The 865-nt window shown below is 77.7% G+C and carries 1 protein-coding gene; it reads right to left on the minus strand.

The window, feature by feature from the left end; genetic code table 11:
* Nucleotides 1–865, minus strand: an 865-nt coding sequence (locus tag ACWJ6R_RS37245; protein ID WP_449066690.1) for an AAA family ATPase, incomplete at both ends; no start/stop codon positions are given.

The raw sequence follows: 865 nt of genomic DNA on the forward strand, positions 1-865 counted from the left end.
CGCGCGGCCGCTCGCCGCCCTCGCGCACCGACTCCGGGGGCCGCCGGTCCGGCGCGACGGCCGCCAGGACGTCGGCGGCGACCTCCATGATCTCCACCGGGGTGCGGTAGTTGACCTGCAGCCGCTCCACCCGCCACCGGCCCGCGACGTAGGGGTCGAGGACCTCGCCCCAGGAGCGGGCCCCGGCGGCCGAACCGGTCTGCGCCAGATCACCGACGACCGTCAGGGAGCGGGCCGGGATGCGGCGCATCACCGTCCGCCAGGCCATCGCCGACAGCTCCTGGGCCTCGTCCACGATGACGTGCCCGTAGGCCCAGGTCCGGTCGGCGGCGGCCCGCTCGGCGGTGGTGAGGTGCGGCCCGGTCGAGCGGTGGCGCTCGGCCAGCGCGCCGGCCTCCATCATCTCGTCGGCGGCCAGGCCGGTGAACTCCAGCACACCTCGGGCGTAGGCCTCCTGCCGGCGCCGCGCCTCGGCGGCGGCCCGCTCGGCGGCGGGGCTCACCGAGTCGTCGACGCCCAGCAGTTCGGCGGCCTCGTCCAGCAGCGGGACGTCGCCGGTCGTCCACGGCGAGGCGGGCGGGCGCAGCAAGGCGCCGCGTTCGGCGGCCGTCAGCTGCGGCGCGGCCCGCTCCAGCGCTCCGGGATCGGACAGCAGGCCGCCGATGAGCCGCTCGGGGGTCAGCAGAGGCCACAGGGCGTCCAGTGCTTCGCGCACCTGGGGGCGGCTCCACAGCACCTTGCGGGCATAAGCCAGGTCGTCGGCGTCGGCGGGGGCCTCCAGCCGGGCGGCCTCGTCGGCGGCCAGCGCCCGCAGCACGTCCAGGACGAACAGCCGGCGCGCGACGTTGTGCGGGCGGCCGGAGCG

The sequence above is a fragment of the Planomonospora algeriensis genome, from assembly GCF_977012225.1.